This window comes from Nocardia anaemiae NBRC 100462, assembly GCF_001612725.1.
In the GTDB taxonomy this organism is placed as follows: domain Bacteria; phylum Actinomycetota; class Actinomycetes; order Mycobacteriales; family Mycobacteriaceae; genus Nocardia; species Nocardia anaemiae.
This window is the reverse complement of the sequence record NZ_BDAZ01000029.1, coordinates 109,523-125,398: the sequence shown is the minus strand read 5'-3', so window position 1 is coordinate 125,398 and position 15,876 is coordinate 109,523. Positions and strand designations below refer to the sequence as shown.

Here is a 15,876-nt window from a genome sequence, read left to right as displayed (position 1 = left end):
CGATCACCCCGCGTGCCGGACCGGTGCGGCCACACCGGCGGCATGCCGTCCTAGGAACGGAATGATCAATTCGGCGACCCGGTCACCGAATTGCGCGTGCGGATAGTGCCCGCCGTTCTCGATCACGGCCACCTTGCCGATGCCCATGGGCATGGCCGCGACGATGGCCATGGCCTCGGCCCTCGGGTCCGGGAAATCGGGATCCTCGGCGCCCATGATCACCAGCGTCGGCCGGTGCACCTGCGGCAGCGCCGCCTCGGCATCGGCCGGAGTTGTCTTGCCGGTCTTGCGGAACTCGCGCCACCGGCCGGGTTCGCACAGGGTCGTGCACACGCCGTCGAGGTAGCTCGGAAAGTCCTCAGGCTTGGTCGGATACGCGATATCGAGGTACCTGCGCCACAGCCGCGGCGAACCGAGCAGCAGCGTGCCGAGCAACCGCACCAGCCCGCGTCGGTACCGCGGCACCGTCCACAAGGCAGCGATATCGAGTCGCTGCCTCCTGGTGAACGGGTTGATCTCGACGATGGCGGTGACCAGTTCCGGCGCCTCGGCCGCGGCGATGGTAGCCGCCCCGCCGGACAGCGAGTGGCCGACGATGACCGCCGGGCCGCCGAAATGCCGGATCACACTGAGCAGATCGCCCGCGACATCCGTGCGGCTGATGGCCGCCTTACCGGTCACCGACGGCCAGCCGGGGCTGGATTCGCCGTGCCCGCGCAGGTCGGCATTGACCACCCGGTAGCCCGCGGCAATAAGCCGGGGTACGAGATGGCGGTAGTCGTGCCGGGAAGTTCCGATGCCGTGCGAGAGCAGCACCAGCGGTCCGTCCCCGACGACATCGCAGGCGATCCGCCCCTCCTCGAATGTCACGAACTCGGTCATTTGTCTTACCTTCCAGGCGTTTTCGAAAGGTCGCGATGCGCGCGATGTGCTCGAATTGAACGCCGCGATCGCGCTGTTGTCGGTAGCCCCGACCGGATCGGTCAGATAGACAGCAGATTTCGTCAGTGCCTGATCCCATCGGCACGCACCGGCTTTCCGGCCGCCTCGGCGCGAGCTACCTTTCAGCTAGAACTGCGCGTTAAACTGTGACAGGCGTCACATTTTATGGCGCGGCACCGCGGGGTGGTGTGGTGCCCCATCGAGGGTCGGGGCAGCGATACCGAGGAGAACAACCATGTCCGGACTGGTGCACAAGAGCTTCGACAAGCCCGAGGAGACCCGCTTGTTCGAGGATGGCAAGGGCAAACTCGATCTGGTCAATCTCGATGGCGGCCCGGTCGGCCGGGCGGTTTTCGAACCCGGCTGGCGGTGGTCGCAGCACGTCAAGCCGATCGCCCAGACCGACAGCTGCGAATCGGCCCATATGGGCTACTGCCTCTCGGGCCGACTGATGGTGGCCATGAACGACGGCGAACAACAGGAATACGGCCCCGGCGACTTCATGATCGTCCCGCCCGGACACGATGCCTGGGTCGTTGGCGATGAACCCTGCGTCATGCTCGACTGGCAGGGCGTCGCCGACTACGCCAAGCGGTGAGCGCTCAGTCCCAACTCGGCGCGGCGTCGTAGCGGCGGCGCATCTGGCGGCGGCGGTAGAACACCTCGTCCACCGAGAGGGTCGTGGTGGTCACCGGCGCCAGGCGGATATTGAGGCCGAGTTCCCTGATGCGGTGCTCCAGATCGATGCGACGCTCCGGCGGCAGGTTGGACCACATCGTTTCGAAGCGGCCGCGAACCGGGGTGTCGGCGGCGGCGATCAGGTCCAGCAGCAGCGGCCAGTCGTGGGCGTCGGTGGCGATGCCGGGCAGTGCGGACACCATCGCATCGTTCATCTGCGCGAGCAGGGCTATCATCCGGCGCTGGATTGCGGCGTCGGCGTGTGCCATCAGGCTGAAAAGTCCACGCCACAGCTCGGATTCGATGCGACCCTCCAGGCTGCCGACGAGTCCGGCCAGCGCCGCGTCGTTGGCAATGATCGGATTCGCGGCCAGGGCTCCCAATGCCCATTTACTCAGGCGCCCGATGAATGTCAGCAACTCCGGTGCGGCACCGGCCCGCAGGTAGGTGGCGATGAGATTGCCGATCATTTCGGTGGACCCGACGCTGAGCAGGACATCGCCGATCGATGCGGTCAGATCGGCCTCACAGCGCGCGAACGTCGACAGCGCGGCCAACTGCAGCCCCGTCGACCCGGTGAGCACGGTGTGCAACATGCGCGGGACCCGCTGCCGCGGCCCGACCAGCAGTTGCCGGAAGATGGCGCTCACGCCTGCGACAGAGTAGGCGTAGGCGGCCGAGAAGATCAGTCCCTCGTCATCGAGTACGCCCTGTTCGAAGGCCGCGACCAGGGTCGGTGTGGCGAAGGCGTCGAGGAACGGCCCGGCGGTGATGTAATCCTTGCGGGCCAGCATTTCATTGAGAATCCGCACGATGGGTTCCGGTGGCGCAACCTCGGCGAGCTGGCCGACAGTGCGCGGATCCATATACGGCGCACAGTCGGCCACATACGCGGGCGCGAGCATGGCGACCGTCTCGGCCGCCTTCTTCGGGTGATCGACACCGACCGCGCCCGCGGCCCGGCCCGTCATCATCGGCGGCACGATGCGCTGCACCAGCGGCATCGAGATGCGCAGCGGAATGATCGGCACCAGTTTGCTGATCCGCTCGAACGTCTCGTTGTGCTGGTCGAAGATCAGCCCCGCCAGCCGTTCCTGGAGTTCGTGCAGATTCTCACTGCCCAACCGCTCCAGATGCGCGAGTCGCTCCACGGGAGCGTGCAAAGTCCGTGACAGCAGGACGATCTGGGCACCGGTTACCAGATCACTCATCAGCCGAGCCGGCTCCCGAACATGATCTTCTTCGTCACCGCCCGGAACGGCCGGGGCAGCGCGCCGACCATCTCATCGATGGCCTCGATGAGCGCCGCCGTCTCGAGTTGTTTGGCCGCGCGGAACATCTCGAGCAGTTCGGCGGCCTCCTGTTCGGTGATCATCCCGGTTGCCGCCAGCGGCCCGCGTAGTTCGTGTTCTAGGTCGGTCCTGGCGGTCATAGGGCTACCCATTCTTCTTCTATCGCAACGTCGATCACTCGTGAAAGCCCCGAGCATAGGGGTCTCGGCGACCGAGCGGGGCAGTGCGTAAAGAATTCGTTATCCAAAGATCTTCATAACTTTTTTGAGAGGGTTGACTTCCTTTTTATTTGTGCCGCAAGACAACTCGGGTTTTGTTCTCACTCACGGGAAGTTGCGCGTTCGGCTGTGCGCACACATCTGTTTGTATCTGGGCATGATCGATTGGTGTCGGCTCACCCGAGTCCATTCCTGCCTCGGGAGCCACCCATGCCGACATCCGGCCTGACGCGCCGGTCGTTCCTCGGCGCGGCGGGCATCGCTACCCTCGCGCTCACCGCCGCGTGCACCGGCTTCGCCACCACGGGCAGTGGCGGCATGCTCTTTCTCTCAACCCAATTCCGCCCCGCCGACGAGGCCGAGCGGTTCCGCGACCTGCTCGGCAAGACGGCGCCGGGCGTCAGCTATGTGACCATCGAGGAGAGTCCGTTCGCGAGTCAGGTGCGCAGCCAGGTCGGGGCCGGTTCGACGCAGGTCGGTCTGCTGGGCGGGTTGCACGGCGATATCGCACCGCTGGCCGACGGCTATCTCGAGGATCTCACCGGGCTGCTCGCCGACCTCGGCAACCGCGGCTGGCCCGCCGCCTACCTGCAACTCGCGCGGGCCGGTACCGACCGGACGTGGTACATCCCCTGGGCCACAGCGAGTTACCTGCTCGCCGCGCACGCCGAGGCGCTGCAACACCTGCCATCGGGCGCGGACGCCACGGCACTGACCTACGACCAGTTCCTCGACTGGGCGATCGCCGCGCGTCGCGCCAATGGCAACCGACCGATGCTCGGACTGCCCGCCGGGCCGAAGGGACTGCTGCATCGCTTCACCCAGGGCTATCTGCTGCCGTCGTTCACGGGTGGTCAGATCACCGGCTTCCGCTCGGCCGAGGCCGTGACGGCCTGGCAGTACTTCCGCGAACTGTGGGCCAACTGCGCACAGTCGAGTACGAATTACGACTTCATGCAGGAGCCGCTGGCCAGCGGCGAGGTGCGGATGGCATGGGATCACGTCGTGCGCCTGGTACACGCACCCGAGCACGACCCGCGGGACTGGCGCATGCTGCCCGCACCACGTGGCAAACACGGCCTCGGCTATATGGCCGTGGTCGCCGGACTCGCGATTCCCAAGGGCGGCACCGATACCGAACTCGCCCAGCGCACCATCAGCGCGCTGACCAAACCGGAAACCCAGATCGACCTGCTGCGCTCCAATGGCTTCTTCCCGTCGGTCGACACCGTCATCCCGGACGATCTGCCTCCGGCGATAAAACTCGAGGCCGATGCCGTGCACCGGCAGCAGCAGGCGCAGGGTGCGATCCTGTCGCTGCCGCCGGTCGGTCTCGGTCAGCGCGAGGGTGAGGTGAGCAAGGTGTTCAAGGACAGCTTCCGCTCGATTGTGTTGGACGGAGCCGATATTCGGGCCACACTCGATCAGCAGGCCCGGGTGCTGCAGGGCATTCTCGACGAGCTGAAGGTGCCGTGCTGGGCACCCGATCCCGTCGCCGACATCTGCGCGGTGGGGTAGATATGCGAGCGCGACTCGGTTCCCCGTGGATTCTGCTGCTGCCCTCGATCGTGCTGCTGGCCGCGTTGTTCGGTTGGCCATTGGTGCGTGCGGTCTTCGACGCGTTCAGCGACGATCACGGCTTCACACTCGCGCACTGGAAGCGCTTGTTCGATGACCCGTATTTCTCTACCGCGCTGCGTAATACGCTGTTGTTGATCGTGATCGTGGTGCCGATCCAGCTGGTGCTCGCGGTCGGTATGGCGCTGCTGATGCAGGCGCGTCCGCGGTTCGCCAGCGGTCACTTCTACCTGTGGTGCGTGCCGCTGGCGATCTCCGAACTGGCCGCCGGACTGGTGTGGTTGTCGATCTTCGGCAATCGCGGATACCTGAACTCACTGCTGGTCTGGCTCGGTCTGTCCGAGGACGGTGTGCAGTGGCTGAACTATCAGCACACCGGCACCATGCTGCTCGCGGTGGTGATCGCCGAGATCTGGCGGGCGACCTCACTGGTCTTCGTCATCGTGGTGGCGGGCGTGCAGCTGATTCCACGGGATTACGACGAAGCGGCGCAGGTGTTCGGGGCGAACTTCTGGCAGCGGCTGCGCCATGTGACGCTGCCGCAGCTCGGACCGAGTCTGCAGGTGGCGCTGATCCTGCGCACCATCCTCGCGCTGCAGGCGTTCGCCGTGGCGCAGGCACTCACCGGCCGCGACTTTCCGCTGCTGGTCGGCGAGACCTACGAGTGGTATTCGAATCTGCAGAATCCGGCGGTGGCGAGCGCCGTATCGCTTGTGGTGCTGGCCATTTCGCTCGGTACCGCGGTGTTCTATCTGCGGACCGTCAGGGCACCGGAGGGGTCGCGATGAGTGAGGCCACCGTGCTGCCGCCGATCGATCGCGCACCGCTGCGCCGACGCCGGTGGCGGGCCATCGGAGTGCAGGTGGCTTGCATCGCGGTGACGCTGTTCATGGCACTGCCGATCGTGCTGATCGGACTCGCCGCGGTGTCCTCGCGCGCGGCGCTGAACGAGTTCCCGAAGCCATTGCTGCCAAGTGAATTCTCCACCGAGACGCTGCAGTCGTTCTTCCGCGCGACCGGAACCGTTCCGGCGCTGGGCAACTCGGTGCTCGTCGGGCTATACACGGTGTTCTGGTCGCTGGTGATCGGCGCTCCGGCCGGATACGCGTTGGCTCGCACCGCCTTCCGCGGAAAAGACACCTACCAGATCTTCATCCTGTTCGTGCGAGCGCTGCCGATCGTGGTGCTGTCGGTGCCGCTGGCCACGATGTTTCTGCGACTGGATGTCTACGACACCGTCTTCGCCGTGACGCTCGTACACTCCACGCTCGCGCTGCCCACCACCGTGCTCATTACCGCGAGCATCTTCGTCGCGGTACCGGCCGACCTCGAGGAGGCGGCGCGCGTCTTCGGCTGCACACGCTGGCAGGCCGCGCGCAAAGTCGTTGTGCCGCTGGCGCTTCCCGGCCTCGCGGCGTCGTCGATCTTCACGTTCGTGCTGTCGTGGAACGAGATCCTCGGCGCAACCATCGTGACGCTCGGACATCGCACGCTGCCCGCGCAGGTGCTCACCACGCTCGGCGAGGCGTCTACGCCGTACCGGTTCGCGGGCGGGTTCGCGTTGATCATTCCGGCGCTGGTCTTCATCTTCGTGATGCGGCGCTACCTGGTGAATATGTGGGGGACGACGCTGAGATGACACTGCTTGGGATGACACAGCTCGGGATGACAGAGGTGTACGGCATATGGCCGAAGTGATTCTGCGGGACCTGGTGAAGACCTATCCCGGCGGCACGACACGCGCCACCGACCGGGTCTCGCTCGAGGTCGCCGACGGCGAATTCATGGTGCTGCTCGGGCCGTCCGGCTGCGGTAAGACGACGCTGCTGCGCATGATCGCCGGGCTGGAACTGCCGGATGCAGGGCAGATCGTGATCGGCGGCAAGGATGTCACCTATCTGGAACCACGGCGGCGCAACCTGTCGATGGTGTTCCAGTCCTATGCCGTCTTCCCCAATAAGAAGGTCGCCGACAATATCGGCTTCGGCCTGCGGGTGCACGGTGTGCCCGCCGAGGAGATCCGGCGCAAGGTCGCATGGGCCGCGGATCTGCTGCAGCTCACACCGTACCTGGATCGGTACCCGGCGAAGTTGTCCGGCGGCCAGCGCCAGCGCGTCGCGGTGGCGCGCGCGATCGTTATGGACGCCGATGTGCTGCTCATGGACGAGCCGCTATCCAATCTGGATGCGCTGCTACGGCTTTCGTTTCGCGCCGAGTTGAAGAAGCTGGTCGGCGAGCTCGGCACCACCACGATCTATGTCACCCACGACCAGGTCGAGGCGCTGTCGCTCGGCGATCGCGTCGCGGTCATGTGCGATGGGGTGATCGTCCAAAGTGGTTCGCCGACAGCGGTTTACGACGGTCCGGCGACCGAATTCGTCGGTGGCTTCCTCGGCAGCCCACCGATGAACTTCCTCACCGGAATCGTCGACACCGGCGCGGCCGGACCGCATATCGACCTCGGCGGCCAGTCCCTGCCGGTGCCCGCCGCGCTCGCATCGTTCAACGGAAAGAAGCTCGATCTCGGCATCCGACCCGAGGCCATTGTCGTCGGCGACGAGGCAGGCGCCGATTGGGTGCGCGCCGAACTCCAGGTGCTGGAGCCGCTCGGCTCGTCCACCCTGCTGACCACCGATGTCAGCGGACAGACCGTCAAGATTCAGACGCGGCCCGGCTTCCGGGCCGACCAGGGCGATGCGCTGAACCTGCACCTGCCAGCGCAGGCGTGCCGCTGGTACGACCCGGAAACCGGGTTATTGCTGGCGGACTCAGCGTAGATATCCGGTGGAGACTTCGCCGTATCCGATCAATTCGACGGAATATTGCGCAGGCGATCCCTCTGTCGATACCAGTGCGCCGTCGAGAGTACGTTTGGCTTGCTGCAGGATACGGCAGCTCGGCGAACAGATATTGTGGATGGCCATCGCACGCCGTGCCTGTCCCGGGGTCAATTCACCGGGGTCGGTGAAACAGTCGCCGATATTGGAGATTATCGATCGCATTTCAGCTAACCAACTCTCACTGGCACGGGTTCTTCTTCCGCGATTCGACCACGACCGATGGTGAGCGACACCAAAGTAATATTGCCGATTGCGGTAATCAGCGGGCCCGCGAGGGTGGCGAATTGATATCCACTTGCCAATAGCACTCCCAGCACACCGAGCGCACCGGCGAAGGCATTCGCGGCGAACATTTGCCAGGTTTCTTCCTGAGGCTTCGACCAGGCGTGCCGCAGCGTCGGAATCGTGGCTATGAGGTTGGCACAGATGGCCACCACCGCGCCGAAGGTCTTATCCGAAATTTCCACTGTGACCAGCACACATGCAGTGGAGGAGAGCAGACATGCCCAATCGATATTGTCCCCCGGCCGCAGACTCACCCCGCGGCTCAGACCGAGAGCTATCACCGCGACGTTCATACTCGCCGACGCGGCATTGATACCGGCGGCGAGATATGCGCCCGCCATATATGCGACCACCGCGAATACGGTATTGGCGGTACACCAGGCCACCCAGGACGCCATCCGCGGTCGCGTGCCGCCGTCCAGAATTCCGACCAGATATGCGACTACTCCATACAGTGAGATGCCGACGCTGACCAAAGCTGCCGACGTACTCGGACTCCAGAACTCACTCACGTGCACCATTCCTCATTTTTCGCGCAGACATGCGCAAGACAGCCACAAACGGCGATTCCACCCGCATACGAACACACCGAAGGAGACATATCCGGTGCGACGATGGGAACCGTATCTGCCGTGGATGAACACTTCGGGATGATTTGTTCGTTCGCGATTGAAAGTATCGTTACACGGAGGTTCTGGCGTCACAAACGCAGCAGGTCGGCCGTAACGAACTTTTACGTGGGTAACTGGTGCTTAACAGATATCGTTACTGGGCTCACATCAGTGCGGAATCGACATTGATCCGCCATGTCGATGACAAGCAGGCCGCAGACACACGAAGACCCCAGCCGTAGCTGGGGTCTCCCGTGGTTACGCCGACCGTTGTGCGAGTCGAAACCTCTGCACCCCGGCCTCGGTTACAGAGCCTGCCACACTCGCGGGGAATCGTCGCGCCGAGTACGACGGCTTCCGGACGCCACCGCACACTTGCAGATGTAAGTCCGGTCGAATCGTGCTCAACCAGGCAATATGCGTCGACAAGAAGGGCTCGGAGATAACGAAACGGCAACATCGTGATCATCCCGTGTCCAAACTGTTCGACTCGGAATCCAGGGCTCATGACGAGATCCCCGGCGGATCATGCAGCCGCCGTGCCGTTTTCGAGTTCGGCGGCCGTAGCGCACCGGACTCGGACTACCGTGGCAGCAATGACCGTTCACCCTGCTGGAGGCCTTTTGCGCAGCATCGCCCGGGTACTGTTCGTCATCTCGGCGCTCCTCGGCCTTGCCCTACCGACCGTGCCCGCCGCGTTCGGCGCACCGATCACCGATGACGTCACGACCGGGAAGATCGATGAGTTGCTGGCAGTGCGGGCCGCCGCACCGGGTGCGAGCAAGGGCGAGCTGATCGATCGGCTGTCGGCTCGGCTGCTCGGCACGCCGTACGGCGCGGATATGCTCATCGGCTCGGCGGACCAGCCCGAGCAGTTGGTCATCGACCTGCGGCGGGTGGACTGCTTCACCTACCTCGACTATGTCGAAGCCCTCAGCAGGTCCACCGATCAGGATCAGTTCGTGGCGAATCTGATCGCGACCCGCTACACCGACAGCCGCGTCGAGTTCCGCCAGCGCAAGCACTTCTTCAGCGATTGGTCGCATACCGCGCGCAGCGCGGCCACCGACATCACCGGCACGCTGAGCCCGGCCGCGGTGGCCGTCACCAAACACCTCAACGCGAAAGCCGATGGCGGGACGTATCTTCCGGGCCTGCCGGTGGTCGATCGCGCTATCACCTACATCCCGAGCGCCGCTGTGGACCAGGGCGTCATCGGTGGACTCCGCACCGGCGACTACATCGGCGCGTACGCCGACCAGCCGGGACTCGATGTCACCCACGTCGGCATCTTCGTCATGACACCGAGCGGCCCGGTCTTCCGCAACGCATCCTCACTCGCCGCCGATAACAAGGTGGTCGACTCCCCCTTCGCCGACTACCTGCGCACGATTCCGGGCATCATGGTGCTCCGCGCGCAGTAATCGCCGCGTGCACGAGAATCGAACCGGCCACCGCGTCATCGACGAAGCGGATGGCGGCGAGGGCCTAATTCGTCGGTCGGATCACGGTATGGTCGTCGCCACACCCGACTCGTCCGCTGCCTGCACGGCACCGGCGAGTCGAATCGCTCACCATGATCCGCTCCCGCGGTTGACCGCTCGTGCCGCCTCACTTCTGCCGAACCTCGGTGGCCGGTTCGCATTCAACTGTCCCCGACGGGCACGGGAGTAGACAGAGCCGGGATGCCCTGGATCCGGGGACATTGGTCCCGGCAGATGCTGTCAACCGGCGAATCGGGTATCCGTCCGCGGTGTGATCAGTCCGAGTCCACGGGTGACCATCGACCTTCGAGAACAGGCGCAAGGCCTGTATCGACCGGCCCATCGCCCGACGAGAGTCGAGGGTATGACCGATACCAGCCTCACCCGCGTACGTTCCGTGCCGGACCATTCCACGGTGGTGGCGGCCATGCGTTCGGCCTGCCGTGCGCCGTCGTTGCACAACACCCAGCCGTGGCGCTGGGTATTCGACGGCACCCGGCTGCACCTGTACCGCGACAACGACCGCCTCCTGACCTCGGCGGACCCACTGGGTAGGCAACTGGTTATCAGCTGCGGCGCGATGCTGCACCATGTGCGGACCGTATTCGCGGCCAAGGGCTGGCACACCGATACCACCCGGCTGCCCGATACCGGCCGCCCCGACTATCTGGCGGTTATCGAATTCCGGCCCTGGCCCGAGCCGCCGACCGGCGTGCTGGCCCGCGCCCGCGCCATCGAGCGGCGACGTACCGACCGACTGCCGCTGCTCGCACCGACCGGCATGGCGCAGCTGCTGCACGCCGGACGGATGCTGGTGACACCGCACGACCTCGACCTCGATCTCCTCCACGAAAGCGCGCGCTCCAAGTTCGCGGTCGCTTCCGACCATGCCACTGCGCTGCGCCGCCACGACATCGAATACCAAAGCGAATTGCATTGGTGGGCTGGGCATTCCGGCGATCCGGAAGGCGTTCCGCGCGAGGCTCTGGTCTCCGATGCCGAATTCGCCCGCGTCGATGTCGGCCGCGCCTTCCCGGCGGCGCCGCATTCGTCGCGTCGCGGTGATCTCGAGGACCAGGCGCGACTGTTGGTGCTCAGTTCGCCGCGCGAATCGGTCAGCGCATGGCTGCACACCGGCGAAGCGCTTTCCGCTCTGCTGCTGGAATGCACGACGGCGGGCCTGGCCAGTTGCTCGATGACCCACATCACCGAAATGCCTTCGGCCCGAATGGTTATCGCGGGTATGCTACCCCATCCCGGCACCCCGCAGGTGGTCATCCGGGTAGGCACCGCACCCGACGACGAACCCGAAACCCCACCTACGCCGCGCCGCCCACTCGCCGACATCCTGACAATCCGGCAATGAGCCCGAACGGCCGGGGCGGTAGCTCCCGGCCGTTCAGTGTGCCGCTATCTCGGCGGTTTCGAAGGGATCCGGTCGTCCTCGACCGACCGACGCGGTGTCATGGGCAGCTGCTCGGAGCTCGTCGGCGCCCAACCGATCCTGATCAAGGCCTGCGGATACCGGTTATCGTCGAGGACCCCGGCCCGGACCCGATGACGCAGCGCCGGGATCTCGAGCGGTTCGGTCAACACACAGGTGGCCAGGCCGACATTGGTGGCCGTGAGCAGCACCGCGCTCAATGCCTCACCCGCGCACAGTCGCGAGCCTCGATCGTCGCCCGCGGTGGCGAGCACCAGCAGTTCGGCGAAATCGGGTTCGTCCGCCTCCTCGACCAACCGCGGGTCGGCGAACACTCCCGCATGGTGCTCGGCCGCGACCCGCAGCGTATCGATCAAGCAGTCCCGTGACCGGCCGGTCACCTGCCGCACAGCCGCCCCCAGCGTCGCGGCGCGTTCGTGGAGCAGCACTGAATACCCTGGCGGCACCGGCCTCGAGCTGAAATGCCGACGATCGGTCTTTCTGCGGGTGATCGCGGCACTCAGCGCGATATCTTGCGGATTGGGCCGATGCCGCACCAGTTCGATCGATGCCAGGTGGTTCGATTCGGCCGGGTTCGGCAGCCGATGCACCACCGCCGACCAGCCGAGTGCGGCGAAGGCGACCCGCAGATGATGCAGTGCCGCACCACAACTCAACACCATGTCACGTTGATCCGGATCGGTGGCGGGCAGCGCCCGCGCGGGATCCAGATACAGCTGCACGGCGTGCTCGCCGATCCGCCATCGCCACGGTTGGGTGTTGTGTACCGACGGCGCCCGCACCGCGAGCGCAAGCGCCACCCGCACGGTGTGATCATCGGGCCATCCGTGATCCATGGTGTCCTTTCCTCCATCCCGATTCACGCTGCCACCGCGGCGCTATCGCTGGTTAGAGCAGGACGCCCCCTCCTCGCGGGACTTCGGACGGATATCATCAGCCGCCTGGGGGCCGAACTCGACGGAGCAAGGGACTTTTGTCACCAAACCGGGGTCGATCTCCGGCACGCCGCGTCCGCTCGCTCAGTAGGGTCGAAATCAATCGAGCGAGGTGATTCGGGATGACCAGCGTGTTCTTGGTCGATGACCATCAGATCGTGCGTCGTGGCGTGAAGGATCTGATCGAGTCCGAGCCCGATCTCGAGGTCGTCGGCGAAGCGGGCACGGTTTCGCAGGCCTTGGCGCGCATACCCGCGCTCCGGCCGCAGGTCGTGGTGCTCGATGTGCGTCTGCCCGACGGCAATGGCATCGAACTGTGCCGTGAACTGCTGGATCAGCATCCCGAGCTGCGCTGTCTGATACTCACCTCGTTCACCGACGAGCAGGCCATGCTCGATGCCATCCTGGCCGGTGCCAGCGGATATGTGGTCAAGGACATCGACACCATGGAGCTGATCGAGGCCATTCGCGAGGTCGGCGCGGGTAAGTCGCTGCTGGACAATCGCGCGGCCGCGGCGCTGATGGCGAAGCTGCGTGCGGAGGCCGCGGCCAAGACCGGGCCGCTGGCCGGTCTCACCGAACAGGAACGGACCCTGCTGAAGCTGCTCGGCGAGGGACTGACCAATCGGCAGATCGGGGATCGGATGTTCCTGGCGGAGAAGACCGTGAAGAACTATGTCTCCCGGCTGCTGACCAAACTCGGCGTCGAACGCCGCACTCAGGCCGCGGTGCTGGCCTCGAAACTCGAGCCGCCGACGCGGAAACCGGAGTAACCCACCTGCAGTTTCGGAGCAGAATACTCAGTATGGAAGACAAGTCGACCGTGTCCGGCCAGCTGCCGGTTACGGAAACTTTGTCCCAGCTGCGGCTGCGTGAACTGCTCGGCGAGGTCCAAGATCGCATCGCCCAGATCGTCGTCGTCCGCGACCGGATGGACCGGCTGATCGAGGCGATGCTCGTGGTCACCGCGGGATTGGACCTCGACAACACGCTGCGCTCGATCGTGCACACCGCCATCGAACTGGTCGACTCCGAGTACGGCGCGCTCGGCGTGCGCGAATCCGATAAGACCAGCAACGAGCTCGCCGAATTCGTGTACGAGGGCATCGACGACCGGACCCGGGTCATGATCGGTGATCTGCCGCGCGGTCACGGTGTCCTCGGCCTGCTCTTCGAACAACCGAAACCCATTCGGCTGCCGGATCTTTCGAAGCATCCCTCATCGGTCGGCTTTCCCGCCCACCACCCGCCGATGCACACCTTCCTCGGCGTACCGGTGAAGGTGCGCGACGAGATCTTCGGCAACCTGTACCTGACCGAGAAGACCGGTGGTCAGGAATTCACCGAGGACGACGAGGTCGTGGTGCAGGCGCTGGCCGCCGCCGCGGGCATCGCCATCGCCAACGCCCGCCTCTACGAACAATCCCGGATCCGCCAGCAATGGCTGGAAGCCAACCGCGATGTGGCCACCGAACTGCTCGCGGGCGGCGAACCGGGTACCGCACTCGAACTGGTCGCCGACCGGGCTTTGACGCTCACCCACTCCGCGTGCACCTTCCTCGCACTCCGGGAGGACCCCGATATCCCCGCCGAGGATGTCACCGAACTCGTGGTGGTCGCCGCCGCGGGCGTCGGTTCCGAGGAGCTGATCGGCGAGCGCATCCCGATGGACGAATCGAATTCCGGTGAAGCCTTCCGGTCCGGCCAGGTCGTCGCGGTGAATGAACTGCGCTTCCGGCCGCACTTCTATGAGCCATCGAAATTCGGGCCCGCGCTGGTCCTACCGTTATGCGCCGAGGACACCGTCATCGGTGTGCTCGTCGCCGTGCAACCGCCGGGTGCGCAGCCATTGGACCAGGCCGGGCAGTCGATGATGGCCGCCTTCTCCGACCAGGCCGCCCTGGCCCTACAGCAGGCGACCACCCAGCGGCGGATGCGCGAACTCGATGTGCTTTCCGAGCGCGACCGGATCGCGCGTGACCTGCACGACCACGTGATCCAGCGCCTGTTCGCGGTCGGTCTCTCGCTGCAGAGCACCGCCCAGCGGGCCCAGTTACCCGAGGTCAAATCTCGGCTCACCGAGACCATTCAGGACGTCCAGTCGATCGTGCAGGAGATCCGGCATTCGATCTTCGATCTGCACAGCAGCACCACCGCGGATGCCCCGACGCTGCGCAAGCGGTTGCACGGCATCATCGCCGACATGATCGGAGACAGCGGGCTGCGCACCTCGATTCGGCTGGCCGGACCGGTCTCGGTGCTGGCGCCGCCGCTGTCGGAGGATGTCGAGGCGGTGCTGCGCGAAGCGGTGAGCAATGCGGTGCGGCATGCGTCGGCGACGACGGTATCGGTCCAGCTCCGGGTGCGCGACGACGTCACCATCGAGATCGTCGACGATGGTGTCGGCGTCCCCGACAACTTCGAGCGGATGAGCGGATTGGCGAATCTGGCGACCCGCGCCGAGCAGGCGGGCGGCAGCTTCAGTGTCACGCGGGGCGAGGAGGGGGGCACGGTATTGCGCTGGTCGGCGCCGCTGCCCTGAGCGGTCTTTGGACCCTGTGGTTCGTGACCAATGCCAGGCGTGCGCGCGGGCCTCGGATTCCTACCCTACGGGCAGCTGATCGATCGGAAACCCGAAGGGACCGCCCATGACCACCCAGCACCACAATGACCCACACCGGCTGGCGTCGGCGGAAATAGTGGTCGGAACCGATGGCTCCGAAGCGGCCGATCTCGCCGTCCGGTGGGCCGCCGAAACCGCGGCCCAGCGGGGTAGGCGCCTGCGCATCGTGCACGGTCTCGATCTCACGGCGGGGTCGGACTACGGGCTCTATGACGTGATCATGCCGCCGGTGATCGATGCGATCCGACGCGAAGGCGCGGACACGCTGCGCACGGCTCGCCGACTCGCCCAGCAGGTCGATCCGGGCCTGACCGTGGAAACCGAACTCTCCGAAGCCGATCCGGCCCATCTGTTGATCGAGCTGTCCGAGGCGGCGCATCTGGTCGCGATCGGCACGGCCGGTTCCGGCGGCGCCCTGGGCCATCACGGATCGACGCTGCTCGCGGTCGCAAGCCACGGCCGCGGTCCGATCGTGGTTGTGCGCGATACCGGCACCGAACAGCAGACCCGACGCATCGGCCCGGTCGTACTCGGCGCCGACGGCGGACCGGTCAGCGCGGCCGCCGTCGGGGCCGCGTTCGCCGAGGCCAGCGAGCGCAGAACCCGACTCGTCGCCGTCCACGCCTGGAGCGACCTGTATTACGACCGCTTCGCCGGACTCCCCTACGCCGTCTCCGATCACGATGCCGAAACCGTCGGGCAGGCGATCCTGGCCGAACAGCTCACAGGCTGGCAGGAGAAATACCCGGATGTGCAGGTCATCCGCAAGGTGTACCTGTCAGGGCCGCGCCAAGCGCTGCGCGAATGGTCGCGGTCGGCGCAGTTGCTGGTGGTCGGCAGCCGGGGACGCGGTGGATTCCGCGGACTGCTGCTCGGCTCTACCAGCAACGCACTGGTGCAGACCGCGCACTGCCCGGTCATGGTCGTCCACCCGCAGTAGCGTAGA

Annotated in this window: 15 protein-coding genes; 10 read left to right on the top strand and 5 right to left on the bottom strand. The window is 65.5% G+C overall.

Going from position 1 to position 15,876, the window contains the following annotated elements; genetic code table 11:
• Window positions 1-3: 3 nt before the first annotated feature.
• Window positions 4-882, bottom strand: a complete 879-nt coding sequence (locus NA5_RS18960; RefSeq protein ID WP_062987853.1) for an alpha/beta fold hydrolase — start codon at window positions 880-882, stop codon at window positions 4-6.
• Between the two features lie 295 nt (window positions 883-1,177).
• Here NA5_RS18960 and NA5_RS18955 point away from each other — a divergent pair, with 295 nt between their 5' ends.
• Window positions 1,178-1,540 (top strand): cupin domain-containing protein, encoded by a 363-nt coding sequence (locus NA5_RS18955; protein WP_062987851.1) that lies wholly within the window; start codon window positions 1,178-1,180, stop codon window positions 1,538-1,540.
• Between the two features lie 4 nt (window positions 1,541-1,544).
• On the opposite strand, the gene NA5_RS18950 is transcribed toward NA5_RS18955, so the two are convergent.
• Window positions 1,545-2,831: a hypothetical protein gene (locus NA5_RS18950; protein ID WP_062987849.1), complete on the bottom strand. Its 1,287-nt coding sequence runs from the start codon at window positions 2,829-2,831 to the stop codon at window positions 1,545-1,547.
• A complete protein-coding gene (locus tag NA5_RS18945; RefSeq protein WP_062987847.1) occupies window positions 2,831-3,052 on the bottom strand; it encodes a hypothetical protein in 222 nt (73 codons plus the stop codon). The genes NA5_RS18950 and NA5_RS18945 overlap by 1 nt, the downstream gene beginning before the upstream one ends.
• 288 nt (window positions 3,053-3,340) lie before the next feature.
• On the opposite strand from NA5_RS18945, the gene NA5_RS18940 reads away from it, so the two are divergent.
• The 4 genes from NA5_RS18940 to NA5_RS18925 are packed head-to-tail and all read left to right on the top strand — an operon-like array spanning window position 3,341 to window position 7,485.
• Window positions 3,341-4,648 (top strand): ABC transporter substrate-binding protein, encoded by a 1,308-nt coding sequence (locus tag NA5_RS18940; RefSeq protein WP_062987845.1) that lies wholly within the window; start codon window positions 3,341-3,343, stop codon window positions 4,646-4,648.
• 2 nt (window positions 4,649-4,650) lie between these two features.
• The gene (locus NA5_RS18935; protein ID WP_062987977.1) at window positions 4,651-5,496 is read left to right on the top strand and encodes a carbohydrate ABC transporter permease; all 846 of its coding nucleotides are present in this window, start codon (window positions 4,651-4,653) and stop codon (window positions 5,494-5,496) included.
• The gene (locus NA5_RS18930; protein WP_062987843.1) at window positions 5,493-6,347 is read left to right on the top strand and encodes a carbohydrate ABC transporter permease; all 855 of its coding nucleotides are present in this window, start codon (window positions 5,493-5,495) and stop codon (window positions 6,345-6,347) included. Before NA5_RS18935 ends, NA5_RS18930 begins: the two co-directional genes overlap by 4 nt.
• 46 nt (window positions 6,348-6,393) lie before the next feature.
• Complete coding sequence (locus tag NA5_RS18925) at window positions 6,394-7,485, top strand: ABC transporter ATP-binding protein (protein WP_062987841.1); 1,092 nt, start codon at window positions 6,394-6,396, stop codon at window positions 7,483-7,485.
• Window positions 7,486-7,715: 230 nt separating this feature from the next.
• On the opposite strand, the gene NA5_RS18915 is transcribed toward NA5_RS18925, so the two are convergent.
• Window positions 7,716-8,345, bottom strand: a complete 630-nt coding sequence (locus NA5_RS18915) for a hypothetical protein (RefSeq protein ID WP_157110501.1) — start codon at window positions 8,343-8,345, stop codon at window positions 7,716-7,718.
• Window positions 8,346-9,040: 695 nt separating this feature from the next.
• Between NA5_RS18915 and NA5_RS18910 the strand changes: the two genes are divergently transcribed.
• Complete coding sequence (locus tag NA5_RS18910) at window positions 9,041-9,868, top strand: DUF1460 domain-containing protein (RefSeq protein WP_062987836.1); 828 nt, start codon at window positions 9,041-9,043, stop codon at window positions 9,866-9,868.
• Window positions 9,869-10,292: 424 nt separating this feature from the next.
• Entirely contained in the window at window positions 10,293-11,294 is a 1,002-nt protein-coding gene (locus NA5_RS18900; RefSeq protein ID WP_062987832.1) for an Acg family FMN-binding oxidoreductase, read from the top strand.
• Window positions 11,295-11,338: 44 nt separating this feature from the next.
• Here the strand turns inward: NA5_RS18900 and NA5_RS18895 are convergent, their stop codons facing one another.
• Window positions 11,339-12,208: a nitroreductase family protein gene (locus NA5_RS18895; protein ID WP_062987830.1), complete on the bottom strand. Its 870-nt coding sequence runs from the start codon at window positions 12,206-12,208 to the stop codon at window positions 11,339-11,341.
• Window positions 12,209-12,429: 221 nt separating this feature from the next.
• Here NA5_RS18895 and NA5_RS18890 point away from each other — a divergent pair, with 221 nt between their 5' ends.
• The 3 genes from NA5_RS18890 (at window position 12,430) to NA5_RS18880 (ending at window position 15,870) form a co-directional block, all read left to right on the top strand.
• Window positions 12,430-13,080, top strand: a complete 651-nt coding sequence (locus tag NA5_RS18890; RefSeq protein ID WP_062987828.1) for a response regulator — start codon at window positions 12,430-12,432, stop codon at window positions 13,078-13,080.
• Between the two features lie 32 nt (window positions 13,081-13,112).
• Entirely contained in the window at window positions 13,113-14,849 is a 1,737-nt protein-coding gene (locus tag NA5_RS18885) for a sensor histidine kinase (protein WP_062987826.1), read from the top strand.
• A gap of 106 nt (window positions 14,850-14,955) precedes the next feature.
• The gene (locus tag NA5_RS18880; RefSeq protein ID WP_062987825.1) at window positions 14,956-15,870 is read left to right on the top strand and encodes a universal stress protein; all 915 of its coding nucleotides are present in this window, start codon (window positions 14,956-14,958) and stop codon (window positions 15,868-15,870) included.
• Window positions 15,871-15,876 lie beyond the last annotated feature (6 nt).